This is a genomic window from Nocardiopsis exhalans, from assembly GCF_024134545.1.
GTDB classification, from domain to species: Bacteria; Actinomycetota; Actinomycetes; order Streptosporangiales; family Streptosporangiaceae; genus Nocardiopsis; species Nocardiopsis exhalans.
On the sequence record NZ_CP099837.1, the window covers coordinates 6522953 to 6544335 of the forward strand.

A 21383-nucleotide genomic window follows, 5' to 3' on the forward strand; every position below is an offset into this window, starting at 1 on the left:
ACTGAACGGAGTCCAATGCGGAAGTTCCCCGTGCTGGTCGGCACCGCCCTCGCCCTGCTCCTGACCGCGAGCCCGGCCACCGCCGAGCCGGTCTCGGAGTGCCCGGTCCTGGTCCCACCGCCCACCGCGGAGGACATGGAGCGCTACCTGTGTGGCGACTCCCGCCTCGGCCCGGCCGACCTGCCCGAAGAAGGCCCCGTCGGCAGCCTGGTCGAGGGGTACGACCGCCTCGGCGGCCTCTCCCCGACCGAGTTCCTGGACCGCTGGTGGGCCGCCGACGGCAGCTGGGACTACCCGGAACACGACGGCTTCGTGGTGGCCGACGGCCAGCCCTTGAAGGAGCTCCAGGAACTCCCCCGGGGCTGGATGCTGGACCGCTTCGGCTCCCCGTGGGGTTCGTTCCTGGCCCCGGCGGGCGCCCCCTACGCCGAACGAGCGCTCCCGCCGAACTCCCTGAACACCTGGCCGGACGGGCCTGAGCACAACTACAACTGCTACGAGGTCACCCAACCGGTCACCGCATGGGTGGGGCCGATCGCCCCGCACTTCGAACAGCCGGGCGGCGGTGAACAGCTCCTGGTCCCAGCCGAGGCAGTCCCCGAGGCCGAGGGAGACGGCCACGTCCCGGTCAACGACCTCCTCGACTGGGGCTACCTGGACCAGCGCCCCACCGAGGAGTGCGTTCTCCCGGAGGGATACCGGTTGAGCGCCTAGCGCTTGGGGCCGGAGCAGCAGGAAAAGCCTCCGATGGGCCGGGGCTCCAGCGCACCCGGTCCGCCAGCTCGTCGAGGAAGGCCTCCCGAACCCACGCGCCCTGTCCCTGGACACCCTCCCCGGCGAGTGTCCAGGGACAGGGCGGTCGCGGGGAAGTGTCCCCGACCCGGATGGCCCGGCGGCCGCTTTCACCGCTGTGCGACAACACTTCGGCCATGGTCCGGACGCTGGTTCACGGGTACGTCTTCCGCATCCGACGAGGGTCGCGGCACCACAATCTCCGCCAGGGCTGCGAGGCTGGCTGTGACCGCTCGACCAGCAAGCACGAGGAGCATGCCCATGGCGACCACACGAATCTCGACCGCGCACTGGGAGGGAGCCCTCCTGGACGGGGCGGGCCAGGTGTCCCTGAACTCGTCCGGCCTCGGCACCTTCGATGTCACCTGGGCGTCCCGCGCCAACGACCCCGAGGGCCGGACAAGCCCGGAAGAACTGATCGGCGCCGCACACGCCTCCTGCTACTCGATGGCGTTCTCCAACGCCCTGGCCCAGGCGGACACACCTCCCCGGAGCGTGGACACCACGGCATCCGTGACCTTTCAGCCCGGCGAGGGGATCACCGGCATCCACCTCGACGTCGTGGCCGACATCCCGGGGATCTCCGAAGAGGACTTCCAGCGGATCGCCGAGGACGCCAAGACCAACTGCCCGGTCAGCCAGGCCCTCAAAGCCACCAACATCACGCTCAAGGCCACTCTGCACTGAGCCTTCGATTTTCCCGGGTTCCAGGGTTCCTGGGCCCTGAGGTTCTCGGGGCCCGGGATTCCTGAGGGTTCGGACTCCCGGGCAGAGACCTGGCTGCGAACTCGGGGGAAGCGAGTCCTGCGCCGCTTCCCCCGCCCAGGTCACGGTGTCCCTCTGCGTGACAGTGACGCCTGGCCGTGTCGCGGCCGGTCACGCCTTCCCGCGAACCACAACCGCGCCCCGCCACCCCCGAGCCCGGTTTCGGTCCCTGTTTCGAAGATGATCTTGCTACCAGAAGCGAAATCGACGCCGAACTTGCTTCTGGTAGCAAGATCACCGGGGATGAGGGGGTTTCGGAAGCAGCGGACAGCCCCCAGGCGCAGGCTACGGACACCCTGGCTTCCGCAGAGCGCCAACACCACAGCGCTGGACACAGCCCTCGCCGCCGCTTGTCCGATGGCACGAGTGACCGGCCGCGACACACGACCCGATCCGCGCCGGGCTGGGGAGACTGCTTCCCTCGCTGCTGCCTTCCCGTCCGGACGAATGTACGTACGTCAAAATGCTAGGGTGTGCGCCATGAGCCAACGCGAGGACCTGCTGGCTGGCGCGAAGAAGTGCCTGATCGAAAAGGGCTACAGCAAGACCACAGCCCGGGACATCGCCGCCGCCTCGGGGGCGCACCTGGCGTCCATCGGGTACCACTTCGGGTCCAAGGACAACCTGATGAACACCGCGGTGATCGAGGCGACCAGTGAGTGGGGAAACGTCTTCGACAGGGCCGTGCGGGAGACCGCGACCGGGAGCCCCGAGGAACGGATCCGCCTGTTGGTCACCGTGCTCTTCGAGAGCATCCCCGAGCAGCGGGACCTGATGGTGGCGGGGGTCGAGGCCTACGCCCAGTCGCCCTTCAACGAGGACATCCGGACGGCGCTCACGGAAGGGCACCAGGAGGCGCGCCGTGAGCTCGCCGCGCTGATCCTGGACGTGCCGTCCGACCAGGTCGACCCGGGCACCGTCGCCGGGCTGGGCTCGATGATCTACAACATCGTCACCGGATACGTGCAGCAGTACATCGTCGACCCGGACTCCCTGCCCACTGTGGATCAGGCGATGGAGGGTCTGCGAGCGCTGGTGAGCCCCGGCGCCTGAGGTACCGGGGCTCGGACGCTAGAAGCCGAAGCCCATCGTCGAACCGTTGTCGGACACCTCGCGGCGGAGACGCTCACCCTTGGCGTGCGCCTGCTCCTTGAGCTCCTCCTGGAACTTGGCCATGCGCTCGGCCAGCTCCGGGTCGTGCGCGGCGAGCTGGCGCACGGCCAGCAGCCCGGCGTTGCGGGCCGCGCCCACCGCGACCGTGGCAACCGGGACCCCGGCGGGCATCTGCACGATGGACAGCAGCGAGTCCATACCGTCCAGGTACTTGAGCGGCACCGGGACACCGATCACCGGCAGGGTGGTGACCGAGGCCAGCATCCCGGGCAGGTGGGCGGCGCCGCCCGCGCCGGCGATGATCGCCTTGAGACCGCGGCCGGCCGCTTCGGCACCGTAGGAGATCATCTCGTGCGGCATCCGGTGCGCGGAGACCACGTCGGCCTCGAAGGGGACGCCGAACTCCTTGAGCGCCTCGGCCGCCTCGCGCATCACCGGCCAGTCGGAGTCGGACCCCATCACGATGCCCACCACGGGCTTGTTGTCGGTCACTGCTGTTCTCCTCGCAGATAGCTGGCGGCGTCACGGGCGCGCTCCAGGAGGTCCTGGTAGTCGTCACCCATCACGGTGACGTGCCCGATCTTGCGGCCCGGGCGTACGCCCTTGCCGTAGAAGTGCACCTTCACCTCGGGGTCCTTGGCCATGACGTGCAGGTAACGGCGGTAGACGTCAGGGTCCTCGCCGCCCAGCAGGTTGGCCATGACGGTGTAGGGGGCGTTGGTGCGCGGTGACCCCAGGGGCAGGTTCAGGACCGCGCGCAGGTGCTGCTCGAACTGGGAGGTGCGCGCGCCCTCGATGCTCCAGTGGCCGGAGTTGTGCGGGCGCATGGCCAGCTCGTTGACGACCACGTCGTCGGCGGTCTCGAACAGCTCCACCGCCAGCACACCGGTCACGTCCAGGGCCTGGGCGATCTCGATGGCCAGCTGCTGGGCGCGCAGGGCCTTGGCCTCGGGCAGGTCCGGGGCGGGGGCGATCACCTCGTGGCAGATCCCGCCGCGCTGCACGGTTTCCACGACCGGGTAGACGGCGACCTGCCCGTGCGGGGAACGGGCCACCTGCACGGCGAGTTCGCGGCTGAAGGCCACCTTCTCCTCGACCAGGAGCGGCACCTCCTCGGCCGCGGCGCGGTCCACGACCTCGCGGGCCTCCTCGGGACCGTCCACGACCCACACGCCCTTGCCGTCGTAGCCGCCGCGGGAGGCCTTGAGCACGACCGGCCACCCGGTCTCCTCCGCGAAGGAAGCGACGTGGTCGAGGGTGGTCACCGCCCGCCAGCGCGGGGAGGGGGCGTCCAGCTCGGCCATGCGGGTACGCATACGCAGTTTGTCCTGGGCGAAGCGGAGGGCGTCGCGACCCGGGCGCAGCAGCCCGCCCGCCTCCTCCACGGCCCGCAGGACCGGCTCGGGTACGTGCTCGTGGTCGAAGGTGACCACGTCGTGTGCCTTGGCGAAGGCCAGGACGTCGTCGAGGCCGCGGTCATCGCCCAGGGTGACGTCGCCCGCGACCAGGGCCGCGCTGTCGGTGGGGTCGGCTGCCAGGACGGAGAAGTCCACTCCCAGTCCGATGCCCGCCTGGTGGGTCATCCTGGAGAGTTGACCTCCGCCGATCATTCCCACGCGGGGGACGATGCGGTTACGCTCGCTCACAGTTCCTCAACTCAATGCTCGTCAACCGCGGATGCGGGGCGGATCCGCGAACAGCGGAACCTGGCCGTTCGGCTCGGAACCCGCGGCCGGGGTGTCTGTCGAAGCCCCCGGTTAGAGTCTAGGGCGTGCGGTCACCGGGCCCCAGCTGCCATCCCCACCGCCGCTACCCCCACAGGAGCAGGAAGGCACAGGCCATGCGTGATTTCGCTACCCGGCACCGCCGGTTGGCCAAGCTGGCCGCCGAGGTCGGCAAGTTCGGTTCCGTCGGCGCCGTCGCCTATGTCGTTCAGCTCGTCGTGACCAACCTGCTGTGGGCCAACGGCATGCAGGTGATGGCCGGACAGGTGCTGGGCACCCTGTGCGCGATCGCGGTGGCGTTCGTCGGCAACCGGTTCTGGACGTTCGGTGACCGGGCGCGCACCGGCTACGGCCGGGAGACTTTCCTGTTCCTGGTGATGAACGGCGTGGGCATGCTCATCCAGCTGGGCTGTCAGGCCTTCTCCCTGTACGTGCTCGGTCTGGACGGCCCCCTCGCGCAGAACGTCTCCGGCAACGTGGTGGGCGTGGCCCTGGGCACGCTGTTCCGGTTCTTCGCCTACCGCACCTGGGTGTTCCCGCCCCAGCCGGAAACCGAGAGCACCGGCCCGCGGGTCAGCACCCTTACCGAGGACGACAGAACCCCGCGGGCTCAGTAACGGGTGAGGGGGCTGCGTCGGCTGACACCGCCGCGGCGGGCCAGGCCGGTGACCAGGAGCAGGTAGAGGCCGACCTGGACGGTGGTCAGCACCAGAGTCATCGGGGTGTTGGTGCCCAGCGGCAGTCCGCTGCCGATCACGACACCGGTGCCGACCTCGGACAGGCGGCCCTCCACCGCGCACAGGGTGAACTGGACCAGGCTGTTGACCACGTGCAGACCGATGGCGGCCTCCAGGCCGCCGGTGCGCCAGGTCAGCCAGGCCATGCCCAGGCCGAAGACCACCAGGGACACGGTGGTCCACAGGTTGCCCGGGTGGGTGGAGGCGTACAGGGCGGCGAACAGGGTCCCGCCCCCCAGGACGGCGGGCCACGGGGAGCGCAGCACCCGGGAGAAGGCGCTGTCCCCGGAGGGCGAGCCGAGTGAACCCACGAGCTGCATGGTCAGCCCGCGCACGGTCATCTCCTCGGCCGCGGACTGGAGCGGCACCAGCAGGGCGATCACGAGCAGCGCCGCCGCGAGGACCTCGACGCTGCCGTAGTTGACCGCGCCCGGGCCGCCGGCGGGGGTCCCGCCGGACACCAGCAGGAGCAGTCCGGTACCCGCCGTGACGGGGACCGCCGCGGTGAACACGCAGCGGGCCAGCCAGCGCCAGCGCACGCGGCCCTCGACCGAGATGAGTGATCCGGCCCGGCGCCACTGCACCACGCGGACCACGAAAAGGGTGACGGGGATCAGCAGCGCTATCGCCGCCAGCCCGAAGGCCAACCCGGCGATCTCACCCACCCGGACCGAGTCCGGGGCAAGGCCGCTGCCGCCGAGGATCGCGACGATCGTCATGACGAGCATGACGCCGACCCACAGGAAGAACAGCAGGACCGCGAAGACCAGCACCGCCAGTGGCAGGACCCACCACCGGAACAGCGGGGTCCGGGCCAGTCTGTGATAGGACTCACCCTCGGGGAGCTCCGCGCAGGCGAACTGCTTGGAGCGCACCGGACGCGGGGGTGGCCAAGCCCACACCGACGGGTCCGGGGTCAGCGCCGGGTGTCCGCCGGGCGGGGTCTGCCTCGCGCCGCCGGGCGGCCAGGCCCAGGTCTGCTCCTGGGTGTAGCCACCAGAAGCCTGCCCCTCCGGCCCCTCAGGCGCGGCGGGCCAGGACGAACCAGGCGGTGGCGGCACATTTCCCATCGTGCGCCGAGACTACTATCCGGGCATGTATTGCCTGCGTTAAGGCCACGCCGTTATCGCCTGGTCACGGTACGGAACAGCCGCTCCACGGCCCTCCGGAAGAACGGGCGGGAGACCAGTGGGCACTGGGACAACGGAATAGCGGACCCCGATCCACCTGTTGGAACAGGTGGTCCTGCGGGTGGTCCTGCAAGCGACACCACAGGCCAAGTACCCCGTCCCGCTGACCTACGATTGAGTACATGTCCTCCACACCCACCACCGAGCAGGTCCTCGAAGCCCTGGCCACGGTGCAAGACCCGGAGATCCACCGACCCATCACCGACCTCGGCATGGTCAAGGGCGTCGACATCGCCGACGACGGTGCCGTGCACGTCGGTATCTACCTCACGGTTGCCGGCTGCCCGATGAAGGGCCGCATCGAAAAGGACGTGACGGGAGCGGTGACCAAGGTCGCCGGCGTCACGAAGGTCACCGTCGAACTCGACGTCATGAACGAGGAGCAGCGCAAGGAGCTCCAGACCAAGCTCCGCGGCGGCCAGGCGGAGAAGGAGATCCCCTTCGCCAAGCCGAACTCGCTCACCAAGGTCTACGCGGTCGCCTCGGGCAAGGGCGGTGTCGGCAAGTCGTCCGTCACCGTGAACCTCGCCGCCGCGCTCGCGGCCCAGGGCCACAAGGTCGGTGTCGTCGACGCCGACATCTACGGCCACTCGGTGCCGCGCATGCTCGGTGCGTCGGACTTCCCGACCAAGGTCGAGGACATGATCCTCCCGCCGACCGCGCACAACATCAAGGTCATCTCGGTGGGCATGTTCACCGAGGGCAACACCCCGGTGGTGTGGCGCGGCCCGATGCTGCACCGTGCCCTCCAGCAGTTCCTCTCCGACGTCTTCTGGGGTGACCTGGACGTCCTGCTGATGGACCTGCCCCCGGGCACCGGCGACATCGCGATCTCCGTCGCGCAGATGCTCCCGGGCGCCGAACTGCTCGTGGTCACCACACCGCAGCAGGCAGCCGCCGAGGTCGCCGAGCGCGCGGGCGCCATCACCGCCCAGACGCACCAGCGCATCGCCGGTGTCATCGAGAACATGTCCTACTACCAGCCGGAGGGCGGCGGCGACCCCGTCTACCTCTTCGGCCAGGGCGGTGGCCAGAAGGTCGCCGACGCCCTGACCAAGACCCTGGGCGCGGAGATCCCGCTCATGGGACAGGTGCCGCTGGACACCCGTCTGCGCGAGGGCGGCGACGAGGGCCAGCCGCTGGTCCTGACCCACCCCGACGCGGAGGCCAGCAAGGTGCTCGTCTCGATCGCCGAGAAGCTGGTCGGCAAGCCCCGAGGGCTGGCCGGGATGCAGCTGGGCATCTCTCCCGCCGGCCGCTGACGACCGACCGCTCCGAAGGTCGGCTGGAAGACACACGTACGGCCCCCGGGTCCTGGGATTCACCCTGGACCCGGGGGCCGTCGTGTTGCCCGGAGCTAGCTTCCCGGCCGGTCGGACATCCGGCCGGACGTCCGACCGGTCACTCGCCCGATCCGAGGGTGACGGTGGCGGTCTCCCGTTCGCCGTCGCGCTCGTACTCCAGCTCGATCTCCTCGCCTGGCGAGCGGTCGCGCACCATCGCCTGGAGTTCGCCGTGGGAGTTGACCCTGCGACCGTCGAAGCTGACGATCACGTCACCCGGCTGCAGCCCGGCCGCGTCGGCGGGGCCGCCCGGCTCGACCGCGTCGTCGTCCTCGGCGATGACCGCGCCGATGACCGGGCTTTCACCGTCATAGGTGACACCGAGGTCGGCGGGGCCGGTGTTCTCCGCGTCGTCGGTGCCGATCATCCGCTTGACGACCTGCTCGGCCTCCGTGGCAGGGATCGCGAAGCCCAGGCCGATGTTGCCGCCGGGCTGTTCGCCCATGAAGCCGCCGCCCATGGTGACGATCATCGAGTTGACCCCGATGACCCGGCCCTGGATGTCCACGAGGGGCCCGCCGGAGTTACCGGGGTTGATCGCGGCGTCGGTCTGGATGGCGAAGAACTGGCTCTGGCCCTCGTCGGAGCTGACCGGACGGTCCATGGCGCTGATGATGCCCTGGGTGACGGTTCCGGCCAGGCCCAGGGGCGCGCCGATCGCGATGACCTCGTCGCCGACGACCGCTTCGTCGGAGTTGCCGAACTCCAGGGGCTCGACGTCGTTGGGGTCCTCCAGCTCCAGGACGGCGAGGTCGGACGTGGGGTCGGAGCCGATCACCGTGGCCAGGCTGAACTTGCCGTCGCTGTACTCGATGATGATCCCGTCCTCCTCGAGCGGCGTGGAGACGTGTTCGTTGGTGACCACGTAGTCGCCGTCGATGACGAAACCCGAACCGCTCGCTCCGATCCGGCCGCCCGCGCTGCGCAGGGAGACCACGCTCGGGCTGACCCGCTGGGCCACCCCCGCGATGGTGTCGGGGGCGCGCTCGGGCGCTTCGGACGGGGGTTCGTTGATGGTCGGCCCCGGGTCGGGGGCCGGGGCGTCCTGTTCCCCGGAGGAGCTGATCAGGCCGCCGGCGAGACCGCCCGCGCCGCCCGCGATGAGGGCGACGACGAGCATGCCGCTCAGCGCGATCCAGGCGGGGACCCCGCGCCTGCGGGAGCCCGTCCCCTGTCCCGGGGCGGGCTGGGTGTACTGGGCCTGGGTCCCGGGCGGCGAGGCGAAGTGCCCGTGACTCTGGGAGGCCTGCTGTGCGGTCTGCTGGGCGGCCTGCCCCTGCTGGGCGGTCTGACCATACTGGGGCTGCTGGGGTTGCTGCGCCTGCTGACCGTACTGGGGTTGCTGTCCTTGCTGAGGCTGGCTGGGACCGCCGGCGCCCTGGTGGTAGCCGGTGGGGTCCTCCGGGGACGGGGGCCGGTTGGGGTTCATGGGGTCTCCGCTGCCGGGGGGCGAACCGTGGGTGGTGCCCTGGTTCACGGGACGTTCTGACTGGGGAGGCTGGCCTCCCCCGGTGTGGGGCGGGGCGATCCACTCACCGGTGGGCCGCCGTGGTGGTTCCGCAGGCGCCTGCCCCGGGGCGGGTGTGCCCGGCACACCTCGCTGAGGTCCTCCACCGCTCGGCGAGGGGGTAGCCCCCTGCGCGGGTTCCGAACGGTCGTTGTCCTGACTCAAGACCTGCTCCGTATGTCGCTTGGCTTTCGGCTCGGCACACGCTCCGCCACCCGGGCCAACCCCTTACAGGAGGCCCAGCCGGGACAGACCCCGCAGCACCCTGGCCCAAAAGCCTGAGTCCTCGGGCCCTGGCAACGCGGCCACTGCCGAGGAGGCCAGGTCCGCGGGGGCGTCGGCCAGGACCGTGTAGACGAATCCGTTCGCCTGCCACACGCTCTGGTACTGACCCACGTCTCCGCCGAAGATCGTGTCGTGCCCTGTTGTGACGCCTCCTCCCCCCGTCCCGGTTCCGACATATCCGTTATGAAGTGTGGAGGGGTGTTCTGTTCCCAGCTTGCCACGTTGGCTGAAAACCGACACCTGCGAGAGCCCGTCCGAGTAGACGGCGTGCACGACCGGCTCGCCCTCGTAGTGCTTGGAGCGGGTGTCGACCAGCCGGAGGTTCCAGGTGAGGTGCTCGGGCAGAACCCAGCCCGCCTCGCGAAGTTCGCGGCGTTGCGCACTGTCCAGGGCGTCACCCCAGGGCGAGTCCCCGAGGACCTCGTCCGGCCAGGAGCCCTCCTCCAGGCTGAGCTCGGTGAGATGGCTGCTGAACGCCTCCTCCCCCGCGAGGTCGTACACCGTGTGGCCCAGGAGAAGGTCGGTCTCGATGTCCACCCAGAAACGCCCGGCGACGGTGGAGTCGGCGCGCAGTACCTCCACCAGGCGGGCCGGGCGGCCGTCGAGGTCGTCGGGGCCCGCGTCCACCACGTGGTAGGTGTCCTCGAGCACGTCCAGCAGCCGCTCGTCGAGGGACTCCAGGGCGGAGGAGGCCAGCACGACGAAGGCGCGTTCCTCTCCGGCCTGTTCCTCCCCGTCCAACGGGGACATGGCCAGGCCCGCACCCGGTCGGTTGACCACGCGTACGTCGACCCCGCCCCGGTCGGCGCCCTGCGGCCCACGCACCTCGCGCACGGCGGTGTAGGCCACCTCGTTGTGCGAGGCGGCGGAGCGCTGCAGTACGGCCATGCCGTCGTCCTCGCCCTCGGCCGGAACCGAGGTGGCCTCCGGATGTACCGCGCCGGTCAGTACGAGGACGCACAGCAGCGCGGCGATGACGGCGGACGCGGGTCCGGAGTGCGGACCGGAAGAGGGGCCTTGCGACCTCACCGGGTCGTTTCGGTCGGAGCCGAGGAGTGCTCGGCCACGACGGGCAGGGGTTCGAACGGTGCCTGGTGCGCGGGCAGCGGGTCCACCACCGGGATCTGACGGCTGGTCACCGCGTGCTCGACCGCGAAGTCGGCTAGGCGGGGTTCGACCACCGGGGTGTCCTCGCCCTCAGCCCCCGCGACGAACGCGCTCCCCAGGAGCGCCGTCGCCACCGCCAGGCCCGCGACCGCGTAACGCCCGCCGGAGAAGTACGGCAGCAGGCCGGAGAACCGGTCGCCGCCGTCCCGGCGTTCGGGTCGGGCCGGGACGTACCGCTCCGGCTGGGTCCGCGGCTGGTTCGCGGGCTCGGTGGACCGGTTCCCGTCCGTCCGGATCGAGCGGTTCCCGGAGTACCGGTCGGTCTGCTCGGCCATCAGGGGTCCGCCCGTGGGGTACCCGCCGAGGGGTCGGGAGTGCCCCAGCGGGGGGCTCGATCCGAAAGGGCCTCCCGAGGGCTGGTCCGAGGGGCCGCGATCACCCCGATCACCGGGACCGCCGCCCATGCCGCCCAGCCCGCCCAGGCCGGGCTGGGACATCAGGCGCCCCATGAAGTCCATGTCAGGCTCGGGTTCGCCGAGCCCGGTGAGTCTGCGCTTGAGCCGGCGCATCATGTCGGCCTCGAAACGGCACGACTCGCACTTGGCCAGGTGGATGAGGGCACGCTCGTGTTCGGCGGCACCCAGCTCCCCGTCGATGAGCGCCGAGAGGCGCTCCCCGAGGTGGTCCATGCTCACTCCGCCTCCCCGTGCATCACGTCGGTTCCGCCGCCCCGGGTCATGCTCTGGGCGCCGTCCTGACCGCCGTTCAGGGCCTGGGCCGCCAGGGACCTGCGGTGCTCCAGGGCGCGGCGGAGCTGGGCCCTGCCTCGGTGGATCCGGCTGCGTACGGTACCGAGCTTGACGTCGAGTGTGGCCGCGATCTCCTCGTAGGAGAGCCCCTCGATGTCGCACAGCACGACGGGGGCGCGGAACTCGGCGGGCAGGGCGTCCAGTGCGCTCTGGATGTCAGCGTCGAAGTGCCGGTCGTCGTAGCGCTGGGCGGGCGAGGGCTCGCGGCCCTCCAGGCGTTCGTCGGCGTTGTCGGCCAGCCCCTCGAAACGGATGCGTGCCTTGCGCCGGGCCATGTCGAGGAAGAGGTTGGTGGTGATGCGGTGCAGCCACCCCTCGAAGGTTCCGGGAGTGTAGTTGGCGAGGGAGCGGAACACACGGATGAAGACCTCCTGGGTGAGGTCCTCGGCGTCGTGCTTGTTCCCGGTGAGGCGATAGGCCAGCCGGTAGACCCGCGGCGAGTGGACGCGCACGACCTCTTCCCAGCTCGGGGGTTCCCATGCCTCGAACTCAACGGCAGGGCCGGTCTCTGGCACCGCGCTGCTCCCTTCGTCCCGCTGGTCTCGCCTCGAAGCCGATCCGCTCCACGGGGGTTGGTTCGGGGGGAGTTTACTTCGTGGCGATCAACGTGCGTTCATCCCGATTCAACGCCGGGGGACGCCGATTAAGTTCCCGCCGCCACACTCGGAGTTCCGGCCGGATCAGGCTAGTCTTTTGCGCAGGGACATACCTGGCCGCGACCACCATTCTACGGTGGGTGACGATCCCCCGGTCAGAGCACCTGGCCACAACATTCAGCAGGACTTGGGAGGCCGTCATCAGCGCAGAAGAGAGCGTCGCCCGGACCATGTGGGTCCGGACCGAGCAGGCTCGGTTCGAACAGTCCGCCATGGGCGACGGACCTCTGGCGGACGCCTACGACGCGGGAGTGCGTGCCGCCGCACCGCCCGTGGACGCCGCGACGGGGGCGGCGCTGCGGTTCCTCAGCGCCGCCATCGCTGCCCGTTCGGTGGTGGAGGTGGGCACCGGCTGCGGGACGTCGGGGATCTGGCTGCTGCGGGGGATGGTGCCGGAGGGGATCCTGACGACGGTGGACGTCAACGCCGCCTACCAGGACTACGCGCGTTCGGCCTTCGCCCGAGCCGGTTTCGGCGCGGGCCGGGCCCGGCTGATCCGCGGTACGGCGCTGGAGGTACTGCCCCGGCTGACCGACGGCGGCTACGACATGGTGTCCGTCGACGCGGACCAGGTCTCCTACCCGGCCTATCTGGAAGAGGCGCTGCGACTGCTGCGGCCGGGCGGGGTCGTGGTGTTCAACAACGTCATGGTGGGCTCGGACGAACCCGACGGCCCGCTGCGGGTCCCCGGCCCGGCGGAGATCGCGGTGCGCGAGGTCATGCAGCGGATGCGCGAGGACGAGTCCTTCATCCCGCTGCTGGTACCGGTGGGCGAAGGGCTGCTCGCCGCCATCCGCCCCTGAACGCCACGGGCGTACGCAGACCTACCGCGGGCCCGGATGGAAGAGGTCTTCCCCCCGGGCCCGCTGGTCGTCCGTGCGACCCGAACACCTACTTCCGGGCGAGCCAGCGCAGCAGGGTTCGGGTGGCGAAGGCGGTACCGCCCTTGGTGAGCAGGCCGCTCTCCTGCATGGACCGGCCCGGACCGGCGATGTCCAGGTGGGCCCAGGGCAGGTCGCCGGTGAACTCGCGCAGGAACAGCGCCGCGTCGGTGGCCCCGGCCGGACCGAAGTCCTTGCCGCGGGTGCCGATGTTGGCCAGGTCCGCCACCCGGGACTTGGTGGTGGGGACGTAGTCCTCGGTGAGCGGCATCCGCCACAGCGGCTCGCCCGCCTCCTCGCCGGCGGCCTCGATCTCGGCCGCGACGGAGTCGTCGGTGCTGTAGAGCGCGCCGATCCCGGTGCCCAAGGCCAGCTTGGCGGCGCCGGTCAGGGTGGCGACGTCGACCAGGACGTCCGGGGCGAGCTCGGTGCTGGCGTAGCCCATGGCGTCGGCCAGGACCAGGCGGCCCTCGGCGTCGGAGTTGAGCACCTCGACGGTCTTGCCGGTGTAGGTGGTCAGGACGTCGCCGATACGGGTGGCGTCACCCGAGAAGGCGTTCTCCGCCAGCGCGAGCAGGCCGGTGACCCTGACGTTCGCTCCCACGGAGGCCAGGGCCGACAGGACGGCCAGCACGATGGCCGAGCCGCTCATGTCGGTCTTCATGAGCTTCATGTTGTCGTTGGGCTTGAGCGAGAGACCACCGGTGTCGAAGGTGATGCCCTTGCCGACCAGCACGACGTGCCCGGTGGGGTTCTCCGGGGTGTAGGACAGCTGGACCAGCCGCGGCGGCCGGGACGAGCCCTGGCCGACCGCGAGGATCGCACCGAAGCCCTCGTTCTCCAGGTCCTTCTCGTCCCACACGCGCACGGTCAGGCCGGAGTCCTCGGCCGCCTCACGCGCCCGGGCGGCCATCCACTCCGGGTCCTTGGTCAACGAGGGGGTGTTGATCAGGTCCCGGGCCAGGGCGGTGGCCGTGGCCAGGGTGCTGCCCAGGGCGAGGGGTTCGATCAGGGCCGCGGGGTCGCCGACGACGTCGATGACGGGTGCGGGCCGCTGGTCCGCCGGGGCCTCGGCGCTCTTGAGCGTGAAGGTGTAGGAGGCGAGCAGGGCGCCCTCGGCGAAGGCCGCGGCCGCCGCGTCGTCCGAACCGGGCCAGGCGAGGGCGATACGCTCCTTGCCCCGTGCGGCCCGGGAGAGGGCGGCGCCCGCCTTCCGGAGGTCGTCGGGGCTGCCCGAACCGACTCCGAGAAGGGCCAGGCGGACCAGGCCCCCGTCCCGGGACACCGGGAACTGGGCGAGCTCACCGGGCTTGCCGGTGAGCGCGTAGTGCGCGAACAGGTCCGCGAGCTGGGAGGGAAGGACCTGTGTCAGTCCGCCGTCGGCGACCCCTTCGACCGCCTCGGGGCCTTCCTCGCCCGTGAGTACGGGGAGGACCAGCAGGTCCGCGGTGGATTCGGCGAGGGTCCCCGGTACGGGGTGGATCTCCGTGGCGAATGGCACAGGCCGCTCACAATCGTTCACTCATTGCGGGAGGTTCACGCATGTGGGAGGTGTGGAACCTCGGGGGTCGTCAGGGCGTTCCGGCCCAGGTGGGGGACGGGTCGTATCCGGTTATCCGACGACGCCCTGGAGCGCGTCCCGGAGCTCGGTCGCCTCGTCCGGAGTGAGCTCCACAACGAGACGGCCGCCGCCCTCGAGCGGGACCCGCATGATGATGCCGCGACCCTCCTTGGTGACCTCCATCGGCCCATCGCTGGTCCTCGGCTTCATCGCCGCCATGCCATTCCCCTTTCTAGGTGTTCCTCGCAGATGGCCGGGGCCGACCCACAGCACCGACACCGATCCGCCTGAACGGTTCGGCTTCGGAGCCGTGGGCCGGTTCCGCGTGACTCGCGCCCGTGTGACTTAAGGGACGTGCATCACTCTTCGCCCATTATCTCGGAGGTTGACCCATGGGTGTGCGCCGGGCGCCAGCCGGGCCACCTCCGTGCGTTCCCGCAGCGAGGAATCGTTGGTCAGTAAGGTTATATCGGTCTTGACCGAAACCCGTGCGGTGCAAGAGCGGCCGCACGGACTATTGCCGCAGGACAGCGGGTCAAACCAGGAAGTCGACCGGCAGCCGGATCGAAGGCGCCACCTGGGACTTTCGTCCCCTTCTGCGCTCAGCCCAGGGTCCCGGTGGACACCATCCTGGTTCCCTCACGGGTCACGGAGGACCATTCCGCGTTGAGGCCCCCGCCATCCGAAACAGGCCAGAGGGTTAGTTCCGACTCGTCGACGCAACGGTCTTCCGGGTCGGAGATCTCGGTGTAGGAGTACACCAGCCGGTCGCCGTCGCGCGCCGACAGCTCCAGTGTTCCGGAGCAGGAGAAGGTGCTCCAGGTGGTGCTGCCGCGTTCGGCGCCCTCCTCGATGCGCACCTCGGCGTCCCATTCGGCGACGGGTTCGCCATCGGTGTCGACCTGGCTCATCGGCCCCGACCACGATCCGACGAACTCGTCGGGGTCGGGCGCGGTGGTGACGGCGTCGTCGCCGGAACCGTCCAGGTAGGCCCAGGCCGCGAAGCCCCCGCCGCCGAGCAGCAGGAGGACGGCCGCGGCCACGGTCACCTTGGTGAACTGACGGCGGCGCTTGTCCCGGTACCTGGTCGCGCGGGGCGGCGGCCACAGGGACATCTGACGCACCGGGGTGGCGGATTTCCCGTGCCCGTCCTCTGAGCCCGCTCGGAGTTCGGCTGCTGTGTCCATCCTCGCCATCCTCACGACGGTCCACCCGCTCCGGCGGAGCGGGGGTACGCATGTACAGCGACCGAGAATAGAGCAACTGAACGCACCACATCCGACCAAGAACGACACATCGGATGTGATGCACGACATAGGGGATCCGGATGCGCCGGGCCCCGGCGAGGGAGCCGCCGATCGGGCGAAGCGGGATCAGGCCTGGTCGTCGCGTTTACCGCCACCGACCGTGGCGTCGCCGGCCCGGGGTGAGGTTTCGGCTGAGGTATCCGCGGCGGACTCGGAAGGGAGGCCGGCGGAGGGCTCGGCTCCCTCGGCGGACCCGACCTTCGAGGCGGAGGCGGGCTGGTCGGCGGGCAGCTCGCCCTCCCCCGGCAGGTACGAGCCGGGTCGGGGGCCGGTGCCCCGGGGGACGTAGGACGGGTCCAGGCGGGCCAACCGCCACTCCAGGTCCTCGATCCGCTCCTCACGCTCGCGCAGGGTTCCGGTGAGCCGGACCAGCAGCTCGTCGACCGCGCGCACGTGGTAGCCCCACATGGACAGGGGAAGCAGGAGTCCGCCCAGGTCACGGGAGCCCACCGGGCGCCCCTCGGGCAGGTTCAGCGGCGGGAAGTCGGCCTCGAACCGGGCGAGCTGGCCACCCTTGCCGAGCACGACGTAGACCACGCCGACGAGCACGGCGAGCGCGGCCGCAGCGACCAGGATCATGATGAAGATAGGCACGGCTCCGATCGTGCCACACCGCCGCCCTCCCCCGGGAGTGGCGTGGCGTGGGAGACTCGGCGGGTGTCGAATCCGCGCTTGCGAGTCCTGACCCCGGACTCCGTTCCCGAGTACAGCTCCGCGGCGGCCCCCGAGGGTTCCTGGACCGCGGACGCGGGCCACCGCCCAGCGGCGGCCCGGGTGTCGGGCCTGGTCGCCGAGGGGCACACCGTCCTGGTCCGCTGCACGCGGCCGGCCGGGCAGGAGCCGCGCACGGACCTGCCCCCGGCCCCGCCCGGGATCGCGGGCGCCGTCCCGGTCGAGGCCGCCGAGGAGGTGGCGCTGGCCACCGTGTACGCCTGGGCGGGCGCGAGTGTGTTCGTCACGGCCCACCCGGAGCGGGTCCGCCGGGCGCTGGACATGGTCGCGTCGGTGCGCGGCGAGCGCCCGCCCGCGGCCGTGCGCCGGGGGCTCGCCTAGCTCGGTGTCCAACGCCGAGCTAGCTGGAGGGGCCGGGCTCGGAGCGCTCGAACTTGTTCTCGATGTGCAGGTGCGCCTGCTGGACGATGCGCACGGCCTCGTCCGGGTCGTCGGTGACGTGGAGCAGCTCCATGTCCGTGTCCGCGATCAGCCCGTGCTTGAGCAGGCTCGCCTCCACCCACTCGCGCAGACCACCCCAGAACTCGGTGCCGATCAGTACCACGGGGAAGCGGGTGATCTTCTTGGTCTGGACCAGGGTGATCGCCTCGAACAGCTCGTCGAGCGTGCCGAACCCGCCGGGAAGCACCACGAAGGCCTGCGAGTACTTCACGAACATCGTCTTGCGGACGAAGAAGTACCGGAAGGTCATCCCCATGTCGATGTAGGGGTTGAGCGACTGCTCGAACGGCAGCTCGATGCCGAGCCCCACGGACAGCCCGCCCGCCTGCTGAGCGCCCTTGTTCGCGGCCTCCATCATCCCGGGTCCGCCGCCGGTGATGGTGGCGTACCCGGCGGCGGCGAGCTTGGCGCCGACCTCGACGCCCAGTTCGTAGTACTCGGTCCCGGGCTTGATCCGCGCCGAGCCGAAGACGCTCACCGCGGAGGGGAGCTCGGACAGCAGCCCGAAGCCCTCCACGAACTCCGACTGGATGCGCAGCACCCGCCAGGGGTCGGTGTGCACCCAGTCAGAGGGCCCTCGCCGGTCGAGGAGCCGCTGGTCGGTCGTGGTGTCGGGGATCGCGCGGCCACGGTAGGTGAGCGGTCCGGCGCGACGCACGTCTTCTTCTTCCGTCATGCCCGTAAAGCTATCCACCCGAGGCGATCTCACACCCGAACGACGCGTGACACGCTGGTGACCGGTAGCGGTCAGACCAGGTCAGCGCAGCTCAGAGCAGGTCAGAGCTGATCAGCGCAGGCCGGTGAGCCAGGCAGCCATCCGCTCCTCGGCCTCGCGGATCTGCGGAATCCTCGCGTACTCGTCGCGCGTGTGGGCGAGCATCGGGTCGCCAGGGCCGTAGTTGACCGCGGGCACGCCCAGTTCGGAGAAGCGCGAGACGTCGGTCCAGCCCAACTTGGCGCGAGCCTGGCCCTCCCCGACCGCGGTGACGAACGCCGCCGCGGACGGGTCGTCCAGACCGGGGCGGGCCGGTGCGGAGGAGTCGGTGACCTCGACCTCGAAGCCCTCGAACACCTCGCGCAGGTGGGCCTCGGCGTCGGCCGGGGTCAGGTCCGGGGCGTAGCGGTAGTTCACCCGCACCACGCACTCGTCCGGAATGACGTTCCCGGCCACGCCGCCCTCGACGAACACCGCGTTCAGGCCCTCGTGGAAGGTCAGGCCCTCCACCTCAGGCTGGCGGGGCGTGTAGGCGCGCAGGACGTCCAGGACGGCACCCGCCTTGTGGATGGCGTTCTCGCCCTTCCACGAGCGCGCGCTGTGGGCGCGCTTGCCGTACGCCTTCACGTCCACGCGCATCGTGCCCTGGCAGCCGCCCTCGATCACCCCGTCCGTTGGCTCCATCAGGATCGCGAAGTCCCCGGCAAGCCACTCCGGGTGGTTGCGGCTCAGGCGCAGGAGGCCGTTGCGGACGGCGTCGACCTCCTCGTTGTCGTAGAAGACGTAGGTGACGTCGTGGACCGGCTCGGCGACCAGCGCGGCCAGCTTGAGCTGGACGGCCACGCCCGCCTTCATGTCGGAGGTGCCGCAGCCGTAGAGGCGGTCGCCGTCCACGTGCGAGGGGACGTTCTCGACGATCGGCACGGTGTCGAGGTGCCCGGCGATCACCACGCGGCGGTCCCGGCCCAGTTCCGTGCGGGCCACGACGGCGTCGCCGTCGCGCGTGACGGTCAGGTGGGGCAGTGCCGACAGGGCGCTCTCGACCGCGTCGGCGAGGGCCTTCTCGTCACCGCTCTCGGAACGGGTGTCCACGAGGGCGGCGGTCAGGTCCGCCACGTCCGAGGTCAGGTCCAGCATGGTGTCGCCCCGTTTCGGTGAGGTGTGTGGGTGGCTGTGCGTGCACGCACGCAACACTTCGCCACCTTAGAACAGACGAAGGGGGCGCCCTCCCCTGCTGGGAGGACGCCCCGCTCGTTGTTCTGTGATCCCTTACGCGTTGACGCCGTGCTCGCGCAGGAGGTCGTTCAGGGCGAGCTTGTCGTGCTCCTGCCCCTCCTCCAGACGCTTGAGCACCAGCAGCACCGGCATACCGAAGTCGCCGCCGGGGAAGCTCTTGGTCCGGTTGGCGGTGACGCACACCGACCAGGCCGGGGCCTCGCCGCGGGGCAGTTCCGCACCGGTCTCGGCGTCGAAGACGCGCGTGGACGAGGTGAGGATGGTGCCCGCACCGAGCTTGGCGCCCTTGCGGACGCGGGCGCCCTCGACGACCATGCTGCGCGAGCCGAGGAAGGCCTCGTCCTCGATGATCACCGGGGAGGCCTGCGGGGGCTCCAGGACGCCACCGACGCCCACGCCACCGGACAGGTGGACGTTCTCGCCGACCTGCGCGCAGGAACCGACGGTGGCCCAGGTGTCGACCATGGTGCCGGAGCCGACGTAGGCGCCGATGTTGGTGAAGGACGGCATGAGCACGACGCCCGGGGCCAGGAAGGAGCCCCAGCGGGCGATGGCGCCCGCGACGACGCGGACACCGTCGAAGCGGGTCTTCAGCGGCATGCGGTCGTGGTGGTAGAAGTCGCCGACCTGCGACTCCTTCATGTCCAGGACCTTGAAGCCGAGGAGGATGGAGCGCTTGGCGCGCTCGTCGACCACCACGTTGTCCGTGGCGGGGTCGACGAAGGCCACACGGGCCTTGCCCTCGTCGATCTGGTCGATGGCGCCGGTGATGATCTCACGCGCCTCGGTGTGGCCGGGGGTCAGTTCGGAGCGCTGCTCCCAGAGTTCGTCGATCTGGTCGGGCAGCGGACTGGTGTACGAGCTGGTCATGTGAACCCACGTTAGCCGCTCCGAGGGTGTGGATGGTCGACGCCCCGCCCGCAGGGTACCTATGAGGGTTCGTGGTGCCGACTACACTTTCGCCGAGGCTCACCCGGGACCGCCTCCTACAGGAGCCCGGTACGCCCCTCGCACCGACCCGGTCCTCCCCTCGGGCCCGGACACGGTGCGGTCCACCTGTCATCGACCCTTGGTGCGCCCGTGCCCAGTAAACGCCGGAAGTTCTCCGCGTTCGCCAAGATCCTCCTCATCCTCACCTTCGTCTGCGGCCTGTTCGTCGCCGGGGGCTACTACGTGCTGACCACGTTCGAGCCCCTGGACACCCGCGAACGCCCCGACCCGGGCTGCCGTCTGGCGCTGACCGACGGGCGCTATGAGATGGAGATCGCCCAGGCCGTGAACGCGGGCACCGTGGGCGGGGTGGCCTTCAGCCGCGACCTGCCCGAGCACGCGGTGACCGTGGCCTACGCCACGGTGTGGCAGGAGTCCACCTTCTACAACGTGGACTACGGCGACCGGGACTCCCTGGGCCTGTTCCAGCAGCGCCCCTCCCAGGAGTGGGGCGAACCGGACGAGATCCTGGACCCGGTCTTCGCCAGCAGGGCGTTCTACGACAGGCTCGTCGAGGTCGACAACTGGGAGGACCGGCCGGTCTACGAGGCCGCTCAGGCGGTCCAGCGCAGTGCCGAGGGGTTCGCCTACGACCAGCACGAGGGCCTGTCCGCCCGGATGGCCGAGGTCTTCACCGGACGTAGCGGCCCCGCGGTGACCTGCTGGTTCGAGGAGGAGACCCTGGACTCGATGCGGGCCGGGGACGCGAACGTCGCGGGCGCCCAGGAGGAGATGGCACGGGTCTTCGGCACCGATCCGGCGCAGCTTCCGGTGGACCCGGACCAGGCCGGCCAGACCGGAGACCTGGGGTGGGCGATGGCCCTGTGGGCCGTGGTGCACGCCGAGGAGTACGGGATCACGTCGGTGACCTACGATGACCAGCGCTGGGAGGCCTCCGACGGTATGGACAGAGACGAGGCCTGGGCCGAGCTGGAGGACGAGGGCGACCACACCGGCGGCCGTGTGGTCCTGAGGTAGGGCCGGAACCGGGCCGGATGCTGTTGGCGAATCCGCAGCGCTGGGGCACGGAGAAGCGGAGAGGCTGACATGGGGAGGCTTCTCTGTCTCGGGCTCGGGTAGGGCATCCGGGGTGGGGTCTGTGCGCGGCCTGGGGCTTGGGGTTCGGGTGCGGGGTTCCCCCGTTTCCCGCCGCTTGATGGTTGCCGTCTGCGCTGCGCGCGTCAAGGTCGTCGCCGTCGCGGCTTCGCCGGATCGGGGCGCTCCACCTTGACCCGCTTCGCTGCGACGGCGGTTGGCGGCTGTCGGGAAACGGGAGAGGAGTGGTCGGGGCCCAACGGCAACTACCTCGGCCTTCGGCCGGTGCCTTCCCCAGGCCTGCGCGGACCGGGCCGCGTGTCGCGGCCGGTCACTCGTGCCATCGGACAAGCGGCGGTGAGGATGGGGTTCAGCGCTGTGGTGTTGGCCCTGGGCGAGCCAGGGTGTCCGTAACCTGCGCCTGGGGCTGTCCGCTGCTTCCGAAACCCCCTCATTC

At 70.5% G+C, this 21383-nt stretch carries 22 protein-coding genes; 8 read left to right on the top strand and 14 right to left on the bottom strand.

Features of this window, described 5'->3' with window-relative positions:
• Window positions 1-15 precede the first annotated feature (15 nt).
• The 3 genes from NE857_RS28915 to NE857_RS28925 all read left to right on the top strand — a co-directional run bounded on the left by NE857_RS28915 (window position 16) and on the right by NE857_RS28925 (window position 2610).
• Window positions 16-714, top strand: coding sequence for a TNT domain-containing protein (locus NE857_RS28915; protein ID WP_254418487.1), 699 nt, complete (start codon window positions 16-18; stop codon window positions 712-714).
• Between the two features lie 339 nt (window positions 715-1053).
• Complete coding sequence (locus tag NE857_RS28920) at window positions 1054-1479, top strand: OsmC family protein (RefSeq protein ID WP_254418488.1); 426 nt, start codon at window positions 1054-1056, stop codon at window positions 1477-1479.
• 558 nt (window positions 1480-2037) lie between these two features.
• Window positions 2038-2610, top strand: coding sequence for a TetR/AcrR family transcriptional regulator (locus NE857_RS28925; protein WP_254418489.1), 573 nt, complete (start codon window positions 2038-2040; stop codon window positions 2608-2610).
• Between the two features lie 18 nt (window positions 2611-2628).
• On the opposite strand, the gene purE is transcribed toward NE857_RS28925, so the two are convergent.
• Together purE and NE857_RS28935 are read right to left on the bottom strand one after the other, a co-directional pair.
• Entirely contained in the window at window positions 2629-3162 is a 534-nt protein-coding gene (gene purE, locus NE857_RS28930) for a 5-(carboxyamino)imidazole ribonucleotide mutase (protein WP_254418490.1), read from the bottom strand.
• Window positions 3159-4316, bottom strand: coding sequence for a 5-(carboxyamino)imidazole ribonucleotide synthase (locus NE857_RS28935; protein WP_301184269.1), 1158 nt, complete (start codon window positions 4314-4316; stop codon window positions 3159-3161). Before NE857_RS28935 ends, purE begins: the two co-directional genes overlap by 4 nt.
• 194 nt (window positions 4317-4510) lie before the next feature.
• On the opposite strand from NE857_RS28935, the gene NE857_RS28940 reads away from it, so the two are divergent.
• Complete coding sequence (locus tag NE857_RS28940; RefSeq protein ID WP_254418491.1) at window positions 4511-5011, top strand: GtrA family protein; 501 nt, start codon at window positions 4511-4513, stop codon at window positions 5009-5011.
• Here NE857_RS28940 and NE857_RS28945 read toward each other — a convergent pair.
• Complete coding sequence (locus NE857_RS28945) at window positions 5005-6006, bottom strand: CPBP family intramembrane glutamic endopeptidase (protein ID WP_254422131.1); 1002 nt, start codon at window positions 6004-6006, stop codon at window positions 5005-5007. The genes NE857_RS28940 and NE857_RS28945 overlap by 7 nt on opposite strands.
• Before the next feature lie 437 nt (window positions 6007-6443).
• Here NE857_RS28945 and NE857_RS28950 point away from each other — a divergent pair, with 437 nt between their 5' ends.
• A complete protein-coding gene (locus tag NE857_RS28950; protein WP_254418492.1) occupies window positions 6444-7583 on the top strand; it encodes an Mrp/NBP35 family ATP-binding protein in 1140 nt (379 codons plus the stop codon).
• A 139-nt stretch (window positions 7584-7722) separates the two neighbouring features.
• Here the strand turns inward: NE857_RS28950 and NE857_RS28955 are convergent, their stop codons facing one another.
• The 4 genes from NE857_RS28955 to sigE form a co-directional block, all read right to left on the bottom strand.
• The gene (locus NE857_RS28955; protein ID WP_254418493.1) at window positions 7723-9093 is read right to left on the bottom strand and encodes a S1C family serine protease; all 1371 of its coding nucleotides are present in this window, start codon (window positions 9091-9093) and stop codon (window positions 7723-7725) included.
• A gap of 306 nt (window positions 9094-9399) precedes the next feature.
• Window positions 9400-10485, bottom strand: a complete 1086-nt coding sequence (locus NE857_RS28960; protein ID WP_254418494.1) for a transcriptional regulator — start codon at window positions 10483-10485, stop codon at window positions 9400-9402.
• Window positions 10482-11252: an anti-sigma factor family protein gene (locus NE857_RS28965; RefSeq protein ID WP_254422132.1), complete on the bottom strand. Its 771-nt coding sequence runs from the start codon at window positions 11250-11252 to the stop codon at window positions 10482-10484. The genes NE857_RS28960 and NE857_RS28965 overlap by 4 nt, the downstream gene beginning before the upstream one ends.
• A 2-nt stretch (window positions 11253-11254) precedes the next feature.
• On the bottom strand, window positions 11255-11887 hold the full coding sequence (sigE, locus tag NE857_RS28970; RefSeq protein ID WP_026116896.1) for an RNA polymerase sigma factor SigE: 633 nt from the start codon (window positions 11885-11887) through the stop codon (window positions 11255-11257).
• A 353-nt stretch (window positions 11888-12240) separates the two neighbouring features.
• Between sigE and NE857_RS28975 the strand changes: the two genes are divergently transcribed.
• A complete protein-coding gene (locus NE857_RS28975; RefSeq protein WP_254422133.1) occupies window positions 12241-12831 on the top strand; it encodes an O-methyltransferase in 591 nt (196 codons plus the stop codon).
• A gap of 88 nt (window positions 12832-12919) precedes the next feature.
• Here NE857_RS28975 and NE857_RS28980 read toward each other — a convergent pair whose 3' ends face one another.
• From NE857_RS28980 to NE857_RS28995, 4 genes are all read right to left on the bottom strand, one after another.
• Entirely contained in the window at window positions 12920-14410 is a 1491-nt protein-coding gene (locus NE857_RS28980; protein ID WP_254418495.1) for a leucyl aminopeptidase, read from the bottom strand.
• Window positions 14411-14521: 111 nt separating this feature from the next.
• On the bottom strand, window positions 14522-14689 hold the full coding sequence (locus NE857_RS28985) for a DUF3117 domain-containing protein (protein ID WP_014909697.1): 168 nt from the start codon (window positions 14687-14689) through the stop codon (window positions 14522-14524).
• Between the two features lie 383 nt (window positions 14690-15072).
• Window positions 15073-15657 carry a hypothetical protein gene (locus tag NE857_RS28990; RefSeq protein WP_254418496.1) on the bottom strand — a complete coding sequence of 195 codons (585 nt, stop codon included), beginning with the start codon at window positions 15655-15657 and terminating at the stop codon, window positions 15073-15075.
• A gap of 186 nt (window positions 15658-15843) precedes the next feature.
• Window positions 15844-16371, bottom strand: coding sequence for a hypothetical protein (locus NE857_RS28995; RefSeq protein ID WP_254418497.1), 528 nt, complete (start codon window positions 16369-16371; stop codon window positions 15844-15846).
• Between the two features lie 63 nt (window positions 16372-16434).
• On the opposite strand from NE857_RS28995, the gene NE857_RS29000 reads away from it, so the two are divergent.
• Window positions 16435-16830, top strand: coding sequence for a hypothetical protein (locus NE857_RS29000; protein ID WP_425572071.1), 396 nt, complete (start codon window positions 16435-16437; stop codon window positions 16828-16830).
• 19 nt (window positions 16831-16849) lie between these two features.
• Here NE857_RS29000 and NE857_RS29005 read toward each other — a convergent pair whose 3' ends face one another.
• From NE857_RS29005 to NE857_RS29015, 3 genes are all read right to left on the bottom strand, one after another.
• Window positions 16850-17626, bottom strand: coding sequence for an LOG family protein (locus tag NE857_RS29005; RefSeq protein WP_254418499.1), 777 nt, complete (start codon window positions 17624-17626; stop codon window positions 16850-16852).
• Between the two features lie 111 nt (window positions 17627-17737).
• Window positions 17738-18802, bottom strand: coding sequence for a succinyl-diaminopimelate desuccinylase (gene dapE / locus NE857_RS29010; RefSeq protein ID WP_254418500.1), 1065 nt, complete (start codon window positions 18800-18802; stop codon window positions 17738-17740).
• A 132-nt stretch (window positions 18803-18934) separates the two neighbouring features.
• The gene (locus NE857_RS29015; protein ID WP_017582828.1) at window positions 18935-19771 is read right to left on the bottom strand and encodes a 2,3,4,5-tetrahydropyridine-2,6-dicarboxylate N-succinyltransferase; all 837 of its coding nucleotides are present in this window, start codon (window positions 19769-19771) and stop codon (window positions 18935-18937) included.
• Window positions 19772-19981: 210 nt separating this feature from the next.
• Here NE857_RS29015 and NE857_RS29020 point away from each other — a divergent pair, with 210 nt between their 5' ends.
• A complete protein-coding gene (locus NE857_RS29020) occupies window positions 19982-20869 on the top strand; it encodes a hypothetical protein (RefSeq protein ID WP_254418501.1) in 888 nt (295 codons plus the stop codon).
• The last annotated feature ends 514 nt before the right edge of the window (window positions 20870-21383 follow it).

Coding starts and splice junctions, on each gene's coding strand:
- NE857_RS29015 (WP_017582828.1), bottom strand. CDS start 19,771: ATGACCAGCTCGTACACCAGTCCGCTGCCCGACCAGATCGACGAACTC.
- NE857_RS28955 (WP_254418493.1), bottom strand. CDS start 9,093: ATGAACCCCAACCGGCCCCCGTCCCCGGAGGACCCCACCGGCTACCAC.
- NE857_RS28920 (WP_254418488.1), top strand. CDS start 1,054: ATGGCGACCACACGAATCTCGACCGCGCACTGGGAGGGAGCCCTCCTG.
- dapE (WP_254418500.1), bottom strand. CDS start 18,802: ATGCTGGACCTGACCTCGGACGTGGCGGACCTGACCGCCGCCCTCGTG.
- NE857_RS29005 (WP_254418499.1), bottom strand. CDS start 17,626: ATGACGGAAGAAGAAGACGTGCGTCGCGCCGGACCGCTCACCTACCGT.
- NE857_RS28965 (WP_254422132.1), bottom strand. CDS start 11,252: ATGGACCACCTCGGGGAGCGCCTCTCGGCGCTCATCGACGGGGAGCTG.
- NE857_RS28940 (WP_254418491.1), top strand. CDS start 4,511: ATGCGTGATTTCGCTACCCGGCACCGCCGGTTGGCCAAGCTGGCCGCC.
- NE857_RS28915 (WP_254418487.1), top strand. CDS start 16: ATGCGGAAGTTCCCCGTGCTGGTCGGCACCGCCCTCGCCCTGCTCCTG.
- NE857_RS28925 (WP_254418489.1), top strand. CDS start 2,038: ATGAGCCAACGCGAGGACCTGCTGGCTGGCGCGAAGAAGTGCCTGATC.
- NE857_RS28950 (WP_254418492.1), top strand. CDS start 6,444: ATGTCCTCCACACCCACCACCGAGCAGGTCCTCGAAGCCCTGGCCACG.
- NE857_RS28990 (WP_254418496.1), bottom strand. CDS start 15,657: ATGGACACAGCAGCCGAACTCCGAGCGGGCTCAGAGGACGGGCACGGG.
- NE857_RS28975 (WP_254422133.1), top strand. CDS start 12,241: ATGGGCGACGGACCTCTGGCGGACGCCTACGACGCGGGAGTGCGTGCC.
- NE857_RS28985 (WP_014909697.1), bottom strand. CDS start 14,689: ATGGCGGCGATGAAGCCGAGGACCAGCGATGGGCCGATGGAGGTCACC.